This is a genomic window from Pseudonocardia sp. D17 (assembly GCF_036984265.1).
Classification (GTDB): Bacteria; Actinomycetota; Actinomycetes; order Mycobacteriales; family Pseudonocardiaceae; genus Pseudonocardia; species Pseudonocardia benzenivorans.
In genome coordinates, this window is sequence record NZ_BPRG01000136.1 from 23,596 (window position 1) to 40,027 (window position 16,432).

Sequence of the window (16,432 nt, forward strand, 5' to 3'; positions counted from 1 at the left end):
TGCGCAGGAGGTGACCATGACCGAGACGTCCACAACGGCCCCGCAGACCGCCGACGCGCTGCTGGCCGAGCACGCCGACCTCGAGCTCATGCTCGCCGATCCCGCGGTCCACGCCGACCCCGCCAGGGCGCGCAGGCTCGGCCGTCGCTACGCCGAGATCGGGCCGGTCGTCGCCGTCGCCAAGGAGTTGGCGTCGGTCCGCGACGACCTGGCCGCCGCCCGGGAGCTGGCCGCCGACGACCCCACGTTCGGCGCCGAGGCCGACGACCTCGCGGCCCGCGTGCCCGCGCTCGAGGCCCGGCTCGCGGAGCTGCTCGTCCCGCGCGACCCGCACGACGCCGACGACGTCGTCCTCGAGGTGAAGTCGGGTGAGGGTGGCGAGGAGTCCGCGCTGTTCGCGGGCGACCTCGTCCGGATGTACACCCGATTCGCCGAGTCCCGCGGCTGGAGCACCGAGATCCTCGACGCCACGACGTCGGACCTGGGTGGCTACAAGGACGTCACGCTCTCGGTGCGCGCCCGGGTCCCGGCCGCCGACGGCGTCTGGTCCGCGCTCAAGTTCGAGGGCGGGGTGCACCGCGTCCAGCGGGTGCCCGTCACCGAGTCGCAGGGCCGCATCCACACGTCCGCCGCCGGCGTGCTCGTCTACCCCGACACCGGCGCCGACGACGCGGGCATCGAGATCGACGACAACGACCTGCGGGTCGACGTGTTCCGGTCGTCCGGGCACGGCGGGCAGAGCGTCAACACGACCGACTCGGCCGTGCGCATCACGCACCTGCCGACGGGCATCGTCGTGAGCTGCCAGAACGAGCGCTCGCAGCTGCAGAACAGGGCCAGGGCGATGGAGGTCCTGCGGTCGCGGCTGCAGGCCCTCGCCGAGGAGGAGGCCGCGGCCAGGGCGTCCGACGCGCGCCGGTCGCAGGTGCGCACCGTCGACCGTTCGGAGCGGATCCGGACCTACAACTTCCCCGAGAACCGCATCGCCGACCACCGCGTCGGCTACAAGGCGCACAACCTCTCCGCGGTGCTCGACGGCGACCTCGGCGACGTCATCGCCGCGCTCGTCGCGGCCGACCGGGCCGAGACCGTCGCGATCGGGGACAGCGGGTCGTGACCCCGTGTCCGGGCTCTCGCCGCGAGGACCTGCGGTGACGCGCCAGCCGCTGCGTGTCGCGGTGCTGGAGGCCGAGCGGATCCTCACGGCCGCGGGTGTGGCGAGCCCGCGGGTCGACGCCGAGCTGCTCGCCGCGCACGTCGTCGGCGTCGACAGGGGCCGGCTGCCGATGGTCCCGCTCGTCGACCGCGACGTCGTCGAGACCTACCGGGTGCTCGTGTCCCGGCGCGCCGCGCGCGAGCCGTTGCAGCACGTACTGGGCACCGCGGTCCTCGGGCCCGTCGAGGTCGCCGTCGGCCCCGGGGTGTTCACCCCGCGCCCGGAGACCGAGCTGCTGCTCGAGTGGGGGCTCGCGCGGATCGCCGACGTGGCCCACCCGCTCGTCGTCGACCTGTGCACCGGGTCCGGCGCACTGGCCCTCGCGATCGCCGCGGCGCGGCCCGACGCGCAGGTGCACGCCGTCGAGGCCGATCCGGGCGCGCTGGTGTGGGCCCAGCGCAACATCGCCGCGCAGGCCGCCGCCGGGGCGACGCCGGTGACCCTGCACGCCGCCGACGTCCGCTGGACCGACCTGCTCGTCGAGCTCGAGGCGAAGGTCGACCTCGTCGTCTGCAACCCGCCGTACGTGCCCGACGGGACACCGGTGCCGCCGGAGGTCGCCGACTGGGACCCGCCCGGCGCGGTCTTCGGCGGACCCGACGGCCTCGAGATCGTCCGCGCGGTCGTCTCGACGGCGGCGGGGCTGCTGCGCCACGGCGGGTGGCTCGCCATCGAGCACGACGACACCCAGGGCGAGTCCGCGCCCGGGTTGTTGGCCCGGCGCAAGGTGTTCTCCGACGTCGCCGACCATGCCGACCTCGCGGGCCGCCCCCGGTTCGTCACCGCACGACGCAGCCCGCTGCGCGGCTGACCCGCCCGGGGGCCGATCGGCGGCGGCCGTAGGCTCGCGCGGGTGACGACGTTCGACTGCGCCGACCCGGACGCCCGGGCCGAGGGCCTCGCCGCCGCGGCACGTGCCGTCCGGGCCGGCAACCTGGTGGTGCTGCCCACCGACACCGTCTACGGAATCGGCTGCGACGCCTTCTCCGCCACCGCGGTGCGCTCGCTGCTGGCCGCCAAGGGCCGTGGGCCCGACATGCCCGTCCCGGTCCTCGTCGGTTCGTGGTCGACGATCGACGGCCTGGTCATCGGTGTCCCCACGGCGGCGCGCGAGCTCATCGAGGCGTTCTGGCCCGGCGGGCTGTCGCTGGTGCTGCAGCACGCCCCCTCGCTGGCCTGGGACCTCGGGACGACGCGCGGCACCGTCATGCTGCGGATGCCGCTGCATCCGGTGGCGCTCGAGCTGCTGCGCGACGTCGGGCCGATGGCCGTGTCCAGCGCCAACCGCTCCGGGCACGCCCCGGCCGTCGACGCCGCCGACGCGGTCGCGCAGCTCGGCGAGCACGTCGCGGTCTACCTCGACGGCGGCCCGACCGAGGAGAACGTCCCGTCGACCGTCGTCGACCTCACCGCGGACGCCCCTCGGGTGCTGCGTGAGGGCGCCGTGTCGGTGGCGGCGATCTCCGAGGTCCTGGGCCGTGAGGTCGCCTCCGCCTGAACCCCGCTCCGACTGATCCGCGGCGCGGAGGGTGGACGCGGTACCCCGAGCGCAACCTGACGGTTGTGGGCCGGCCGGCGCGCAGCGCCGGGGTTGCGCTCGGCACCCCGAGCGCAACCGGAGCGTCCTCTTCCGGCCGACACCAGGCGAATGGTCTGCCGGCCGAGCGCGCCGGTCCGGATGTCGCGACGCCGGTCGAGGCGGTCGTCGTGCCCCGCGCCGTCGTACTCGATCGCCAGTCGGGCGTCCGGGTGGGCGAGATCGAACCGGGCGACGACCCGGCCGTCGACGACCAGCTCGTACCGGGGTTACGGGCGGGGGCAGGCCGGCGTCGACGAGGAGAAGGCGCATCCGGGTCTCCATCGGCGACTCCGCCCGGGCGTCGGCCCGGCTCGGCGCGGCCCGGACGAATGCGGAACCTCGGGTTCGTGGGAGGCAGGAAGCCATGTCCGCCAATGCCTCCGGGGGAAGCCACCGACCCGGGCGAGGGCGTCGATGGCGACGACGGCGTCGGTCCGGTGCTCCCGGCGGGCGATGTCCCACACGCTCCGCAGCGGCGTCGTGACCCGGCAGCCGTCGACGAGCGTGATCTCCTCGGGAAGCAGGCGTGCGAAGTCCCTCCGGAGCAGCACCTCGCGGCAGCTCGGCGTCGTGCCGCCGCGCCCGGCAGCGCTGACGTTGCGCGCGGGGTTCCGGGCGCAACCTCGGTCGCGGATCCCGCTGGCTGGTGCACCGGGGTTGCGCGCGGAGGGTGCCGGGGGTGGAACTCCGGCCTCAGAGTCGGGGCAGGCCGAGCGCGTCGGCGTGGGTGTCGACGACCGAGCGGAACCACGCGGCGTGGTCGCGGACGATGTTGTGCGTGTGACCGTGCAGCTCCCAGCCGATCGCGCCGAAGAGCCCCGACCAGGCGGTGACGGTGAGTGCGGCACGTACGGGGTCGTCGGTGAGGCCGAGGTCGGCGAGCACCCGGGGTTCGAGCATGTCGGCCACACCGGGCAGCGGGGTGAGCACACCGCTCGCGAGCCCGTCGGTGATGATCGCGACCACGAGCGTGCCGACGCGGGCGGCGGGCCCGATCGTCGTCTCGGGGGCGGCGTAACCGGGGACGGGCGACCCGTAGAGCAGCGAGTACTCGTGCGGGTGGGCGAGCGCCCAGTCGCGGGCGGCGCCGCAGGCGGCGTGCAGGCGGCCGCGCAGGTCCTCGCGCGGGACCGCCGCCTCGGCCCGCTCCGCCGCGGCGCCGAGCGCGTCGTAGGCGTCGACGATCAGCGTCGTCAGCAGGTCGTCACGGCTGGGGAAGTAGCGGTACACCGCCGACGACGCCATGCCCAGCTCCCGGGCCACGGCACGCAGTGAGAGCGCGGCGGCGCCGTCGGTTGCCAGGTGCGCGCGGGCGACGTCGGCGATCTCGGCCGTCAGCTGCGCGCGGACGCGGGCGCGGGCGGTGCGGGGTGCGGACATGCGACGGATTCTGCCTCACTGCGAGAGCATTGGAAACCGACGAGAGCATCGCTCTGTGAGGCCTGCCCCTCCGGGTGCGGTGATCAGGACCGCCGCAGGTAACCTCGACCGACGTGAGCACACCGTTCTGGGGCCCGGACTTCGACGCACTGCAGCAGCAGGATCCCGAGATCGCGGGAGTCGTGCTGGACGAGCTCGAACGGCTGCGGGGCGGACTGCAGCTCATCGCGAGCGAGAACCTCACCAGCCCCGCCGTCCTGGCCGCGCTGGGCTCGACGCTCTCGAACAAGTACGCCGAGGGCTACCCCGGCCGCCGGTACTACGGCGGCTGCCAGGTCGTCGACGTCGCCGAGGAGATCGGCAACGCCCGCACCAAGGAGCTGTTCGGCGCGGAGCACGCCAACCTCCAGCCGCACTCGGGCGCGAGCGCGAACCTCGCCGCCTACGCGGCGTTCGCCAAGCCGGGCGACACGGTGCTGGCCATGGACCTGAAGCAGGGCGGCCACCTCACCCACGGCTCCAAGGTCAACTTCTCGGGCCTGTGGTTCGACGCGGTCTCCTACACCGTCCGCCAGGACACCGAGCTGATCGACTACGACCAGGTGCGCGACCTCGCGCTGCAGCACCGGCCGAAGATCATCATCTGCGGTGCGACGGCCTACCCGCGCCTGATCGACTTCGCGCTGTTCCGCGAGATCGCCGACGAGGTCGACGCCAAGCTCATGGTCGACGCCGCGCACTTCATCGGCCTGGTCGCGGGCAAGGCGATCCCGTCGCCGGTGCCGTTCGCCGACGTCGTCACCGCGACGACGCACAAGGTGCTGCGCGGCCCGCGCGGCGGCATGGTGCTGTGCCGGGCGGAGCACGCCAAGGCCATCGACAAGGCCGTCTTCCCGTTCTCCCAGGGCGGCCCGCTGATGCACGCGGTGGCGGCCAAGGCCGTCGCGATGCGCGAGGCGGCGCAGCCGGAGTACCAGAAGTACGCGACGCAGGTCATCGCGAACGCGCAGGCGCTCGCGAAGGGCCTGGAGGCCGAGGGCATGCGGGCCGTCTCCGGCGGTACCGACACCCACCTCGCGCTGATCGACCTCCGTCCGATCGGGGTCACCGGCGCCGAGGCCGAGGCGCGGTGCGACGCGGCCCGGATCACGCTCAACAAGAACGCGATCCCGTACGACCCGGCCCCGCCGATGAAGCCCTCCGGCATCCGGGTCGGCTCGCCGGCCTCGACGACCCAGGGCATGGTCGAGACGGACATGGCCGAGGTCGCGTCGCTGCTGGCGCGGGCGGTCAAGGCGCCCCAGGGCACCCCGGCGGGCGACGCCGAGCTGCGCGAGGTCGCCGACGCGGTCTCGACCCTCGTCGCGCGGGTCCCGGCCTACCCGCGCGGCTGACCGGCCCGGTCCGTGCTCGCCGCGGCCGCACCAGGCCTGGCACCCGTCGGACTCGGGCTGCCGATCCGTGAGTACCTGCTCGCGGGGTTGACCGCTGCCGTCGTCACGTTCCTGCTCACCGGCCTGGTCCGGGTGCTGGCGCTGAAGGCGGGGGCGGTGGCGTGGCCGCGCAACCGCGACGTCCACACCACGCCGACGCCGCGCTGGGGCGGGCTGGCGATGTTCGGCGGCGTGCTCGCCGGCATCGGCCTCGCGCTGCAGCTGCCGGCACTGCGGCTGGCGTTCGACTACTCCGACGACGTGCTCGGCGTCGTCATCGCGGCCGCGCTGCTGTGCGGGGTCGGGGTGCTGGACGACCGCTGGGAGCTCGACGCCCTGACCAAGCTGGCGGGGCAGATCACGGCGGCGGGCGTCCTCGTGCTCTTCGGCATCCAGTGGGCGGTCTTCTGGGTGCCGTGGGGCGGCGGCGGGCAGAGCTCCGGTTCGTTGCTGATCCTCGGGCAGAGCCAGGGCGTGCTGCTCACCGTGCTGCTCACCGTCGCGCTGGTGAACGCGATGAACTTCATCGACGGGCTCGACGGGCTCGCGGCCGGCGTCGGCCTCATCGCGGCCGCCGCGACCGGGCTGTTCGCCATCGGGCTGGTACGCCAGAACGGCAACGACCCGTCGGCGTACTCGCCCGCCCTGCTCGCGGCGGTGCTGGCCGGTGCCTGCCTGGGCTTCTTGCCGCACAACTTCAACCCGGCACGCATCTTCATGGGCGACTCGGGGTCGATGCTGATCGGTGTGCTGCTCGCCGCGGCGACCACCGGGGCGTCGGGCAGGTTGCCGATCAGCGTGACGACCGACGGGACCGACGTGCTGGCGTTGTTCGCGCCGGTGATCGTCGTCGCGGCCGTGATGTTCGTCCCGCTGCTGGACCTGCTGATGGCGGTGATCCGGCGGACCCGCGCCGGGACGAGCCCGCTCTCCCCGGACAAGATGCACCTGCACCACCGGCTGCTCGAGATCGGCCACAGCCATCGTCGCGCGGTGCTGCTGATCTACCTGTGGGCCGCGGTGCTGGCCTTCGGTGCCGTGGCGTTGGCCCTCGTCGACGACCCGACCGCCGTGCTGTGGGCCGTCGGCGCCGGGATCGTGGTCGCGATCGTCGCGACCGTCGTGCCGCGCGACCGCGCCCTCGCGGCGATGAGACGCGGCTCACCAGGGCGTTCCTGACCCGCGGGCTCCGCAGGTGATCGACGCCCCCGGACGTGGCGTACGCCTCGTCCGCACAGGTCAGGGGGGCGTGGTCGGTGAAATTTGCTGTGATAGCGTCCGTTTTCGAGACCGGTCGTCGGCCGGGTGCGTCCGAGCTTGTGAAAGTATCCACAAGCTCGTGGCGGACCCGGCGGCGTCGAGGCGAGGAGCAGGTGGACAGCAACAGTCGCGGTGGCCCCCAGGGTCCCGAACTGGGCGACCTCCTCTCCATGGGCTTGACCATCGCGCTCTGCGTGATGGCCGGTTTCGGTTTGGGATGGTTGGTCGACCTTCCCTTCGGAACGTTCCCGGTGTTCGCGCTCGTAGGTCTGCTCCTCGGAGTGATCGCGGCCGGCGGGTTCGTCTACCGGATGTTCAAGAGGTTTCAGTGACGAAACGGGGTTTCGCGGTGAGTGACCGAGACGGGGTGACGGCTCCGTGACCGCTGTTCCGGGCTACGTCCCGCCCGTCACCCGGGCCACGTTCCGCCGCACGGCGATCATCGGCGCCGCAGTGGCGCTCGTGGCCGTCGCGGTTCTCGTCCCGTTGGGCTACGGGCTGTTCGCGCTCTTCGGATGCGTCGGCATCGCCCTCGGGATTCTCAACTCCGCCTTCGCGATGGGGTCGGTCGTGCGGTTCTCGCACGGCGCCGCCGCCCCGTCCAAGGCCAAGTTCTCCGGCGGCGTGCTGGTCCGTCTCGCCGTCATCACGGTCGTCGCGTTCGGCTGCGCGTTCCTCGTGCGCCCCCAGGGGGTCGCCGTGTTCGTGGGTCTCGCGGTCTTCCAGCTGCTGGCCACCGTGAGTTCGATCCTGCCGTTGATCAAGGAGATCCGACAGAAATGAATGCCGAGGTCCTCGCGGCCGGGGGAGAGATCAAGCCCGGTGAGCACTGGACGGGGTCGCTTTTCGGCCTGACCGTGAACCTCGACACGATCATCGGCACGCTGATCGCCGCGGTGATCGTCTGTGGTGCCGGCTTCTACATGGCCCGCCGTGCGACCAAGGGCCGCCCCTCGGGGTTGCAGGTCGCGTTCGAGGCGCTCGCCGGGTGGGTCCAGGGCCAGATTCGTGACGGGATGGGCCTGCGCGCACCGCGCGGTGTCGTCGGGCTCTGCATCACGCTGTTCGCCTTCATCCTCATCTGCAACTGGCTCGCCGCGCTGCCCAGCGAGCACTGGATCCCGCCGCCCACGTCCGACGTGAACCTCGTCTACCCGATGGCGCTGCTCGTCATCGTGTGGGTCAACGTCGCGGGCATCCGGGCCAAGGGCGCGAAGAGCTACTTCGGGCACTTCACGAAGCCCTACGCGTTCCTCGCGCCGATCGAGTTCGTGACCCAGTACTTCTCCCGCCCGCTGTCGCTCGCGCTGCGGCTCTTCGGCAACATCTTCGCCGGCGGGATCATGGTCGCGGTGATCGGGCTGATGTCGGCCTACGTGCTGTGGGTCCCGATGGCGGCCTGGAAGCTGTTCGACATGTTCATCGGCGCGATCCAGGCGCTGATCTTCACGCTGCTCACCCTCATCTACTTCACCGAGGCGGTCGGCAGCGAGGCCGACGAGCACGCGCACTAGCCGGGCATCGTCAGGCCCACCCCTCACGCACAACCGAAGAACCCACCCCGACGCACGACTCGCGCCACGCGACGGCGCGGTACGAGAAAGCACGAGGAGAGTCAGTCATGAGCATTTCCTACCTGGCCCAGGAAGCTGCCAGCGGTGGGTCGAGCACGCTCGGCCTCGCGATGATCGGTGGTGGCATCGCCCTCGCCGGTGGCGCCATCGGCGCGGCGATCGGTGACGGTCTCGCCGGTGCGTCGGTCATCCAGGGTGTCGCCCGCCAGCCGGAGGCGGCCGGCCGCCTCAACACGACCATGTTCCTGATCATCGGTCTGGTCGAGGGCATGTACTTCATCAACCTGGCGTTCATGGCGCTGTTCGTCTTCGTCCTGGCGTGATCACGCCATGACGACCGCGGTGCTGGCGCAGGGGGGTGGCGAGACCACCAACTTCCTGCTGCCCAACTTCACGATCGTCGTCGAGATCGTGATCTTCCTTCTGGTCCTGTTCTTCTTCTACCGGTTCGTCGTGCCGCCGCTGACCAAGGCCATGCGTGAGCGCGACGAGATGGTCCGCAAGCAGGTGGAGGAGCGCGACCGGGCGGTGCGCACGCTGCGCGAGGCCGAGGAGCGCTATGCCGCCTCGCTCGCGGAGGCCCGTGGCGAGGCCACGGCGATCCGCGACGAGGCCCGCGCCGACGCCCAGCAGATCCGCGAGACCATGCGGGCCGAGACCGACCGCGAGGTCGCCCGGCTGCGTGAGCAGGGCGAGGCCGAGCTCGCCGCCCAGCGCGCCGAGACGGCTCGGTCGCTGCGCGCCGAGATCGGGGGCCTGTCGAGCGACCTGGCGTCCCGGGTACTGGGCCGTCCGATCGACGACGGCCGGCACCGTTCGACCGTCGAGAGCTTCCTGGCCGACCTCGAGCGGGGCTCGGCCAAGGACGCCGAGGGAGTCCGCTGATGGAGATCATCGCCGAACTCGTCGCGTTCGTGATCGTCATCCTGGTCATCTGGCGCTTCGTCGTGCCGGTGCTCAAGAAGATGGTCACGGCCCGGCAGGACACCGTTCAGCAGCAGGTCGACGAGGCCGAGGAGGCCACGCGCAAGCTGAACGAGGCGCAGGCCAAGCTCGAGTCCGCCGTCGAGGAGGCGCGCCAGGAGGCGGCGCGCATCCGTGACGACGCCCGTGCCGACGCCACCCGCATCCACGACGAGCTCGTGGAGCAGGCGAAGCGCGAGATCGAGCGCACCAAGGCGCGCGGCGGCGAGCAGCTCGCCGCCCAGCGCGACCAGGTGGTCCGCCAGATGCGCGCCGAGCTGGGCGCCCAGTCCTACGGCCTGGCCGAGAAGCTGGTCGTCGAGTCGCTGGCCGACGAGAGCGCCCGCCGCGCGTCGGTCGACGACTTCCTCGACGACATCGACCGGCTCGTGGAGACCCGCGCGGCCACGTCCGCCGATGCTCCCGCGACCGCAGGGGGAGGAGCCTGATGGCCGCCTCGACCGAGACGCAGCTGCAGTCGGCCAGCCGTGAGTCGCTGGCCGACGCGGTGCGGCGGCTCGACGCCGTGGTCGACTCCTCGGCCGGCGCGGACCTCGCGATCCTGGGCGACGACCTGTTCGCCGTCGAGCGGCTGCTGGAGTCCGAGCCCGCCCTGCGCCGGCACCTCGCCGACCCGGCCGTGGCCCCGGAGGCCCGCACCGAGCTCGCCCGCCGGCTGCTCGAGGGCAAGATCGGCGCTGCGGCGCTCGACCTGGTCAGCACACTGGTGTCGGCACGCTGGTCGCGCTCGATCGACCTGCTGGACGCCCTGGAGGCGCTCGCCCGCCGGGCGGTGCTCGGCGTGGCCGAGAAGGACGGGTCACTCGACGAGGTCGAGGACCAGCTCTTCCGCTTCGGTCGCATCCTCGACCGTGAGCCGCAACTGGCCCGCCTGCTCGCCGACCGCTCGACGCCGGCCGACAAGCGCGTCGGTCTGCTCTCGGAGCTGTTGCGCGGCAAGGCGTCGACGGTCACGACGACGCTGCTCGAACAGGCCGTGCGGTCGCCGCGCGGGCTGGCGCTCGACATCGTCGCCGGGCAGCTCGCCGAGCTGGCCGCAGCCCGCCGGGACCGCTACGTCGCGCACGTGCGGTCGGCCGTCGCGCTGACCGACCAGCAGGAGCAGCGCCTGACCGAGTCGCTGGGCAGGCTGTACGGCCGCCCGATCTCGCTGCAGGTCGAGCACGATCCCGAGATCCTCGGCGGGCTCGTCGTCCAGGTCGATGGCGAGCTGATCGACGGCAGTGTGGCCGGCCGGCTGGCCGCCGCCCGCCGCGGGCTGCCGACCTGAGCACCGGCCGACACACCCCCACGCGACGCGCACAGCGCGACCGACAGAAGGAAAGACGAGAGCCATGGCAGAGCTGACGATCTCCCCGGAGGAGATCCGGAGTGCGATCTCCAGCTACGTCTCGTCGCTGGAGAGCCAGACCTCCCGCGAGGAGGTGGGCGCCGTCGTCGACACCGGTGACGGCATCGCCCACGTCGAGGGCCTGCCCTCGGCGATGACCAACGAGCTGCTCGAGTTCGAGGGCGGCGTCCGTGGGGTTGCCCTCAACCTCGACCAGCGCGTGATCGGTGCGGTCGTCCTCGGCGACTACGCCGGGATCGAGGAGGGCCAGCCGGTCCGCCGCACCAACAGCATCCTCTCGGTGCCGGTCGGCGACGGGTTCCTCGGCCGGGTCATCGACCCGCTGGGCAACGCGATCGACGGCCTCGGCGACATCGAGGCGGAGGAGCAGCGCGTCCTCGAGCTGCAGGCCGCGTCCGTGGTCGAGCGGCAGTCGGTGAAGGAGCCGCTGCAGACCGGCATCAAGGCGATCGACGCCATGACGCCGATCGGCCGCGGCCAGCGCCAGCTGATCATCGGCGACCGCAAGACCGGCAAGACCGCGGTCTGCGTCGACACGATCATCAACCAGAAGGACAACTGGGCCAGCGGCGACCCCGCCAAGCAGGTCCGCTGCATCTACGTCGCGATCGGCCAGAAGGGCTCCACGATCGCCGGCGTCCGCCAGGCCCTCGAGGACGCGGGTGCCCTGGAGTACACGACGATCGTCGCGGCCCCCGCGTCCGACCCGGCCGGCTTCAAGTGGCTCGCGCCCTACACCGGCTCGGCGCTGGGCCAGCACTGGATGTACCAGGGCAAGCACGTCCTGATCGTCTTCGACGACCTGTCCAAGCAGGCCGAGGCGTACCGCGCGATCTCGCTGCTGCTGCGCCGCCCGCCGGGCCGCGAGGCCTACCCGGGCGACGTCTTCTACCTGCACTCGCGCCTGCTGGAGCGCTGCGCGAAGCTGTCCGACGAGCTCGGCGGCGGCTCGATGACCGGCCTGCCGATCATCGAGACCAAGGCCAACGACGTCTCGGCGTACATCCCGACCAACGTCATCTCGATCACCGACGGCCAGGTCTTCCTCGAGTCCGACCTGTTCAACCAGGGCGTCCGACCGGCGATCAACGTCGGGATCTCGGTCTCCCGGGTCGGTGGCTCGGCGCAGGTCCGCGCGATGCGCACGGTGTCGGGCTCGCTGCGTCTGGACCTGTCGCAGTACCGCGAGCTGGAGGCCTTCGCGGCGTTCGGCTCCGACCTCGACGACGCGTCGGCGCGGGCCCTCGGCCGCGGTGAGCGCCTGGTCGAGCTGCTCAAGCAGGCCCAGTACTCGCCGTTCTCGGTCGAGGACGAGGTCGTCGCGATCTGGCTGGGCACCTCGGGCCAGCTCGACTCCGTCCCGGTCGCCGACGTCGGCCGCTTCGAGAGCGAGTTCCTCGCCCACGTGCACCGCAACCACGCGGCGGCGATCGACGAGATCGTCGAGACCGGCAAGCTCTCCGACGAGAACGTCGAGCGGCTCCAGGGCATCGTCGACGCCTTCAAGCGCGACTTCACGGCCTCCGACGGCTCCTCGGTCGTCGTCAAGGACGAGAAGGCGCTCGACGAGGACGAGGTCGAGCAGGAGACCGTGAAGGTCAACAAGCCGGCTCCGGCTTCGAGCTGACGGGTAGGGACCGATGGCGGCACAGATCCGGGTGCTGCGGCGGCGGATCAGGTCGACGCAGTCCATCAAGAAGATCACGCGGGCGATGGAGCTCATCGCGACGTCGCGGATCGCGAAGGCCCGCGCGCGGGTCGAGCAGTCGCGGCCGTACGCCGAGCTGATGACCTCGGTCCTCAGCGAGCTGGCGTCCAACGCGGCGCTCGACCACCCGCTGCTCGTCGAGCGGCCGGAGGCCAAGCGGGCCGCGGTGCTGGTGGTCACCAGCGACCGCGGTCAGGCCGGTGGCTACAACGCGAACGTGCTCAAGGAGACCGAGCAGCTCCGCTCGCTGCTGCGTGAGCAGGGCAAGGAGCCGGTCCTCTACGTGATCGGCCGCAAGGGCGTCAACTACTACCGGTTCCGCCGGCAGCCCGTCCAGGCATCCTGGACCGGCTTCTCGGAGCAGCCGGAGTACGTGCACGCGGCGGAGGTCGCGCGCACGCTCGTCAACGCCTTCATGGTCGGCAGCGACGGCGAGATCGACGAGGACGGCGTCAAGGGCGTCGACGAGCTGCACCTGGTCTACACGCAGTTCCGCAACATGGTCAGCCAGACGCCGCAGGCGCGGCGGATGGCGCCGATGGAGGTCGAGTACGTCGGGGGCGAGTCGGCGCTCGACGCGACCTCCGAGACCGCGACCGGCGGGGCCACCGGTGTGACGCCCGCCGACGTCCGTGAGCAGTCGTCGGGCCCGAAGGCGCTCTACGAGTTCGAGCCCGACGCGGATGCGCTCTTCGACGCGCTGCTGCCGAAGTACATCGGCGCCCGGCTGTTCGCCGCCCTCCTCGACTCCGCCGCGTCGGAGTCGGCCAACCGGCAGCGCGCGATGAAGGCCGCGACCGACAACGCGAACGAGTTGATCCGTACCCTGACACTGGAAGCCAACCAGGCACGTCAGGCACAGATCACCCAGGAGATCAGTGAGATCGTCGGTGGGGCCGACGCTCTCGTGAGTTCAGGAAGTGAGAGCTGATGACCGCGACCGCTGACACTGCGACCACAACCGGCCGGGTCGTCCGGGTCACCGGCCCGGTCGTCGACGTGGAGTTCCCGCGCAACAACGTGCCGGACCTCTACAACGCGCTCACCGTCGAGGTGGAGTTCGGCGACCTGGCCAAGACGCTGACCCTCGAGGTCGCCCAGCACCTGGGCGACAACCTGGTCCGCGCCATCTCGATGCAGCCGACCGACGGCCTGGTCCGTGGCCAGGCGGTCACCGACCTGAACCGGCCGATCTCGGTGCCCGTCGGCGACCAGGTCAAGGGCCACGTGTTCAACGCGCTCGGCGAGTGCCTCGACAAGCCCGACCTGGAGATCACCGGCGAGCTGTGGGGCATCCACCGCAAGGCGCCGTCGTTCGACCAGCTCGAGGGCCGTACCGAGATGCTGGAGACCGGCATCAAGGTTATCGACCTGCTCACCCCGTACGTGCAGGGCGGCAAGATCGGCCTGTTCGGCGGTGCCGGCGTCGGCAAGACGGTGCTCATCCAGGAGATGATCACCCGTGTCGCCAAGAACTTCGGTGGTACGTCGGTGTTCGCCGGTGTCGGTGAGCGCACCCGCGAGGGCAACGACCTCATCACGGAGATGACGGAGTCGGGCGTCATCGCCGACACCGCGCTGGTCTTCGGTCAGATGGACGAGCCGCCCGGCACGCGTATGCGCGTCGCGCTGTCGGCCCTGACCATGGCCGAGTACTTCCGTGACGAGCAGAACCAGGACGTGCTGCTCTTCATCGACAACATCTTCCGGTTCACCCAGGCCGGCTCGGAGGTCTCCACGCTGCTCGGCCGTATGCCGAGCGCCGTCGGTTACCAGCCGACGCTGGCCGACGAGATGGGCGAGCTGCAGGAGCGCATCACCTCGACGCGTGGCCGGTCGATCACCTCGATGCAGGCGATCTACGTCCCCGCGGACGACTACACCGACCCCGCCCCGGCGACCACGTTCGCCCACCTGGACGCGACGACGGAGCTCTCCCGCCCCATCTCGCAGAAGGGCATCTACCCGGCGGTCGACCCGCTGACCTCGACCTCGCGGATCCTCGACCCGCAGTACATCGGCGACGAGCACTTCCGCGTCGCCAACGAGGTCAAGCGGATCCTGCAGCGCTACTCCGACCTGCAGGACATCATCGCCATCCTCGGTATCGACGAGCTGTCCGAGGAGGACAAGCAGCTCGTCGGTCGCGCGCGGCGCATCGAGCGCTTCCTGTCGCAGAACCTGCTGGTCGCCGAGCAGTTCACCGGCCAGCCGGGCTCGACGGTCCCGCTCAAGGAGACGATCGAGTCCTTCGACAAGATCGCCAAGGGCGAGTTCGACGACGTTCCCGAGCAGGCGTTCTTCCTCTGCGGTGGTCTCGAGGACCTCGAGAAGAACCGCAAGCGGCTGCAGGGCTGATCGGGCCGGAAAGGGCATCATGGCGGAGATGACGGTCGACCTCGTGTCGGTCGAGCGGAAGATCTGGACGGGGCAGGCGACGTTCGTGCTGGCCCGGACCACGGTCGGCGAGATCGGCGTGCTGCCCGGCCACGAGCCGACCCTGGCTCAGCTGGAGGACGCGGGTGTCGTGCGCGTCGACACCACCGACGGCCAGTCGCTGACCGTGGCCGTGCACGGCGGCTTCCTGTCGGTCACGCCCGACCACGTGTCGATCCTCGCCGAGTTCGCGGAGCTCTCCGAGGAGATCGACGTGAACCGGGCACGCGCGGCGCTCGACCGGGCGGACGAGTCCGATCCGGAAGGAGCCGCGGCCAGGGCCCGGGCCGAAGCGCGGCTCAAGGCGGCCGGGGCGCAGTAGCAGGAAGCAAGGCAGCACTGTGGGAACGGTTGCGTCCGTGGTCGGGATCGTTCTCGTGTGTGCCTGTCTGCTGCTCGGCTGGTTCGCCGTGCGGCGTGTACGTCTCATGCGGGGCGGTGGCGTGGACCTGTGTCTGCGCCGCCGCCCCGCCTCGTTCGTCGGGGCCGACGACGTCGCGGGCTGGCACTTCGGCGTGGGGCGCTACCACGGCGACGAGTTCGCCTGGCACCGCCTGACCAGCGTCAGGTTCGGCCCGACACTGCGGATGGACCGCACCGACCTGCGGATCGTCGACAGGCGGGCGCCGGGAGCGGTCGAGACCTACGCGATCCCGCACGCGTCGGCCGTGCTGCGGCTGCGCACGCACGGCGAGGACCTGGAACTGGCGATGTCGCCCGGCGTCCTGACGGGCTTCCTGTCGTGGCTGGAGGCGGCCCCGCCCGGACGCACGACGGGGTACCGGCAGGCGTCCTGACGGGCCTGCTCAGCCCTCCTGCGGGGCGGCCTGCGCCGAGCCCTGGGGCCCGCCGGGCTGCCACAGCACGTCGCCACCCGGGTTGGCGACCCGGCCGAGGATGAACAACAGGTCCGAGAGCCGGTTGAGATAGCGCGCCGTGAGCGGGTTGGTCCGCTCGGCGTCGGCCTCCAGCAGCGCCCACACCGACCGCTCGGCGCGGCGCGTCACCGTGCGGGCGACGTGCAGGTACGCCGCGCCCGGGGTACCGCCGGGCAGGATGAACGACGCGAGCTTGGGCAGGCCCTCGTTGAACTCGTCGCACCAGCCCTCGAGGCGCTCGACGTAGGCGTCGGTCACCCGCAGCGGCGGGTACTCCGGGTTCTCGACGATCGGCGCGCAGAGGTCGGCCCCGACGTCGAACAGGTCGTTCTGGATCTGGCGCAGCGGCACCAGGACGCGCTCGGCGAGCCCGCCGACGGTGACGGCGACACCGATCGCGGCGTTGGCCTCGTCGGTGTCGGCGTAGGCCGCGAGCCTCGGGTCGGTCTTGCGCACCCGGCTGAAGTCGCCGAGCGCGGTCGTCCCGTCGTCGCCGGTGCGGGTGTAGATCCTGGTCAGGTGCACGGCCATGGGACGACGGTAGCCGTCGGGCCCCGCGCGCCGCGCGGTACACCCCCTGCCGGGCGCGACACGCCCCGGGGTGGGCACCTGGCCGGGCGTCGCGGAACGCTA

At 71.8% G+C, this 16,432-nt stretch carries 19 protein-coding genes; 17 read left to right on the plus strand and 2 right to left on the minus strand.

Translation table 11 applies throughout. The annotated features are described in order from the left end of the window. Positions 1-16 precede the first annotated feature (16 nt). Genes prfA through PSD17_RS20675 form a run of 3 tightly spaced genes read left to right on the plus strand, consistent with a single transcriptional unit; the run spans position 17 to position 2,714 of the window. Positions 17-1,117: a peptide chain release factor 1 gene (prfA, locus tag PSD17_RS20665; protein WP_013673837.1), complete on the plus strand. Its 1,101-nt coding sequence runs from the start codon at positions 17-19 to the stop codon at positions 1,115-1,117. 34 nt (positions 1,118-1,151) lie between these two features. Next, positions 1,152-2,027: a peptide chain release factor N(5)-glutamine methyltransferase gene (gene prmC, locus PSD17_RS20670; protein ID WP_013673838.1), complete on the plus strand. Its 876-nt coding sequence runs from the start codon at positions 1,152-1,154 to the stop codon at positions 2,025-2,027. Positions 2,028-2,069: 42 nt separating this feature from the next. After that, positions 2,070-2,714: an L-threonylcarbamoyladenylate synthase gene (locus PSD17_RS20675; protein ID WP_013673839.1), complete on the plus strand. Its 645-nt coding sequence runs from the start codon at positions 2,070-2,072 to the stop codon at positions 2,712-2,714. 774 nt (positions 2,715-3,488) lie between these two features. On the opposite strand, the gene PSD17_RS20680 is transcribed toward PSD17_RS20675, so the two are convergent. Further along, positions 3,489-4,175: a TetR/AcrR family transcriptional regulator gene (locus PSD17_RS20680; RefSeq protein WP_339124195.1), complete on the minus strand. Its 687-nt coding sequence runs from the start codon at positions 4,173-4,175 to the stop codon at positions 3,489-3,491. Between the two features lie 113 nt (positions 4,176-4,288). On the opposite strand from PSD17_RS20680, the gene glyA reads away from it, so the two are divergent. From glyA to PSD17_RS20750, 14 genes are all read left to right on the plus strand, one after another. Continuing rightward, positions 4,289-5,569 (plus strand): serine hydroxymethyltransferase, encoded by a 1,281-nt coding sequence (gene glyA, locus PSD17_RS20685; protein ID WP_013673841.1) that lies wholly within the window; start codon positions 4,289-4,291, stop codon positions 5,567-5,569. 36 nt (positions 5,570-5,605) lie between these two features. Beyond that, positions 5,606-6,787 carry a glycosyltransferase family 4 protein gene (locus PSD17_RS20690; RefSeq protein WP_041760752.1) on the plus strand — a complete coding sequence of 394 codons (1,182 nt, stop codon included), beginning with the start codon at positions 5,606-5,608 and terminating at the stop codon, positions 6,785-6,787. Positions 6,788-6,981: 194 nt separating this feature from the next. Further along, on the plus strand, positions 6,982-7,200 hold the full coding sequence (locus PSD17_RS20695) for an AtpZ/AtpI family protein (RefSeq protein WP_013673843.1): 219 nt from the start codon (positions 6,982-6,984) through the stop codon (positions 7,198-7,200). 46 nt (positions 7,201-7,246) lie between these two features. Continuing rightward, complete coding sequence (locus tag PSD17_RS20700) at positions 7,247-7,651, plus strand: hypothetical protein (RefSeq protein ID WP_013673844.1); 405 nt, start codon at positions 7,247-7,249, stop codon at positions 7,649-7,651. Next, on the plus strand, positions 7,648-8,382 hold the full coding sequence (atpB, locus tag PSD17_RS20705) for a F0F1 ATP synthase subunit A (RefSeq protein ID WP_013673845.1): 735 nt from the start codon (positions 7,648-7,650) through the stop codon (positions 8,380-8,382). Before PSD17_RS20700 ends, atpB begins: the two co-directional genes overlap by 4 nt. A gap of 107 nt (positions 8,383-8,489) precedes the next feature. Further along, positions 8,490-8,765 (plus strand): ATP synthase F0 subunit C, encoded by a 276-nt coding sequence (gene atpE, locus PSD17_RS20710; protein ID WP_013673846.1) that lies wholly within the window; start codon positions 8,490-8,492, stop codon positions 8,763-8,765. A gap of 7 nt (positions 8,766-8,772) precedes the next feature. Further along, positions 8,773-9,327, plus strand: a complete 555-nt coding sequence (locus PSD17_RS20715) for a F0F1 ATP synthase subunit B (RefSeq protein WP_013673847.1) — start codon at positions 8,773-8,775, stop codon at positions 9,325-9,327. Then, entirely contained in the window at positions 9,327-9,854 is a 528-nt protein-coding gene (gene atpF, locus PSD17_RS20720) for a F0F1 ATP synthase subunit B (RefSeq protein WP_339124197.1), read from the plus strand. The genes PSD17_RS20715 and atpF overlap by 1 nt, the downstream gene beginning before the upstream one ends. Further along, a complete protein-coding gene (locus PSD17_RS20725) occupies positions 9,854-10,696 on the plus strand; it encodes a F0F1 ATP synthase subunit delta (protein WP_339124198.1) in 843 nt (280 codons plus the stop codon). The genes atpF and PSD17_RS20725 overlap by 1 nt, the downstream gene beginning before the upstream one ends. Positions 10,697-10,760: 64 nt before the next feature. Continuing rightward, positions 10,761-12,404 carry a F0F1 ATP synthase subunit alpha gene (gene atpA, locus PSD17_RS20730; protein WP_013673850.1) on the plus strand — a complete coding sequence of 548 codons (1,644 nt, stop codon included), beginning with the start codon at positions 10,761-10,763 and terminating at the stop codon, positions 12,402-12,404. Positions 12,405-12,417: 13 nt separating this feature from the next. After that, positions 12,418-13,416, plus strand: a complete 999-nt coding sequence (locus PSD17_RS20735) for a F0F1 ATP synthase subunit gamma (protein ID WP_013673851.1) — start codon at positions 12,418-12,420, stop codon at positions 13,414-13,416. Continuing rightward, positions 13,416-14,843 (plus strand): F0F1 ATP synthase subunit beta, encoded by a 1,428-nt coding sequence (atpD, locus tag PSD17_RS20740; RefSeq protein ID WP_013673852.1) that lies wholly within the window; start codon positions 13,416-13,418, stop codon positions 14,841-14,843. Before PSD17_RS20735 ends, atpD begins: the two co-directional genes overlap by 1 nt. Positions 14,844-14,862: 19 nt before the next feature. Beyond that, positions 14,863-15,243: a F0F1 ATP synthase subunit epsilon gene (locus PSD17_RS20745; protein ID WP_339124199.1), complete on the plus strand. Its 381-nt coding sequence runs from the start codon at positions 14,863-14,865 to the stop codon at positions 15,241-15,243. 37 nt (positions 15,244-15,280) lie between these two features. Beyond that, on the plus strand, positions 15,281-15,718 hold the full coding sequence (locus tag PSD17_RS20750; RefSeq protein ID WP_013673854.1) for a DUF2550 domain-containing protein: 438 nt from the start codon (positions 15,281-15,283) through the stop codon (positions 15,716-15,718). 9 nt (positions 15,719-15,727) lie between these two features. On the opposite strand, the gene PSD17_RS20755 is transcribed toward PSD17_RS20750, so the two are convergent. Beyond that, positions 15,728-16,330, minus strand: coding sequence for a cob(I)yrinic acid a,c-diamide adenosyltransferase (locus tag PSD17_RS20755; RefSeq protein WP_103380899.1), 603 nt, complete (start codon positions 16,328-16,330; stop codon positions 15,728-15,730). Positions 16,331-16,432: the final 102 nt, after the last annotated feature.